Here is a 1,369-nt window from a genome sequence, read left to right as displayed (position 1 = left end):
GACATGGTGTGATCGCGGTGGTCGCTCTCCTTGGGCAAACGAGGCCTGATATTATCAGCCTCACCAATCAAAAGCCGTGAGGAGAACGACCATGAGCCATTATGTTGGTCTCGACGTTTCATTGAAAGAGGTCTCGGTTTGCGTTGTGGATGCGGAAGGCACGGTCTTGCATCGCGCGTCTATTCCGACCGAACCAGATACCATTGCGGAATACATTTCGCGGAGAGCCCCCGATGTGGAGCGCGTCGTGCATGAAAGCGGGATAATGGCCACTTGGCTGACGCGTGAACTTGCGCGCCGAGCTGTGCCGATCACCTGTATCGACGCGCGCATGGCGCATAAGGCTCTGTCGGCGCGCCTCAACAAGTCAGACAAGGCAGACGCGGAAGGGTTGGCACAGTTGGCGCGGACCGGCTGGTTCACCGAGGTCCACATTCGCAGTGAAGCGTCGGACCGCGTGCGAGCACTGGTTGCAGCGCGGGAGAGATTGATCCGCATGCGCAAGGATCTTGAAGCTCATATCCGGGGCGTCCTGAAGACTTTCGGCATCCGCATGGGGCCTGTCCTGCGCGCGCACTATCGACAAGGGTTCCGCGACCAGCTGGCCGAGGCTGGTTCTTGTGATCCAATGTTGGAGCTGCTGGCGCAAACGATGATCCCGATCCACAAAAAGCTTTGCGCCTCGGCGGAAATGCTGGGTGATGAATTGATACATGTCGCCAAACAGAACCCACTGGCGCGGCGCCTCATGACCGTGCCGGGTGTGGGGCCGCTGGTTGCGTTGAATTTCATTGCGACAATAGATGATGCAAGCCGGTTCCGCCGGTCGCGCGATGTCGGCGCGTTCCTGGGGCTGACACCAAGACGATATCAATCCGGTGAGATCGACAGAACAGGCCGCATCTCCAAGTGCGGGGATGCCGAGATGCGTCGATTGCTTGTTTCCGCCGCCACGTCCTTGATGACACAGGTCAGGCGGTTCTCAGCCCTCAAATCCTGGGCAATCCGGCTCAGTACGCGAAAAGGCTTCAAGAAGGCCGCTGTGGCCACCGCGCGCAAAATCGCGGTAATCCTCCACGCGATCTGGCGCGACGGGACAGATTTCAATTGGACAAAGGAGCCTGCAAGCTGACAACCAGAAAGCCCGCCCGAGGATAGGGTGGGTTTGGCGTCCTCCGGGACGGAGGCAGATCGATCTCGCGTAAAGCGGTCGAGGTGGCGCAACCAGCATCAACCTCGTGAATGACATTCCAGACGATCAGCCCCGGACGCCATCATGAAGCAGCATCACCTGACTTCGGAGAGAACCAAGACCCCGGCGGACAACAAATCCAACGCCCTTGACAATACCGCGATCAGAGAACCGCTT

1 protein-coding gene is annotated in these 1,369 nt (G+C 58.8%); it reads left to right on the top strand.

The window, feature by feature from the left end:
- Window positions 1-91 precede the first annotated feature (91 nt).
- Entirely contained in the window at window positions 92-1,132 is a 1,041-nt protein-coding gene (locus AC2FFH_RS23150; protein ID WP_282169972.1) for an IS110 family RNA-guided transposase, read from the top strand.
- The last annotated feature ends 237 nt before the right edge of the window (window positions 1,133-1,369 follow it).

Source organism: Ruegeria sp. YTSC003 (genome assembly GCF_059609785.1).
This window is presented reverse-complemented; position numbering and strand designations above follow the sequence as displayed.

Excerpts from the sequence above, each read along its gene's own strand:
- AC2FFH_RS23150 (WP_282169972.1), top strand. The coding sequence starts at position 92 with ATGAGCCATTATGTTGGTCTCGACGTTTCATTGAAAGAGGTCTCGGTT.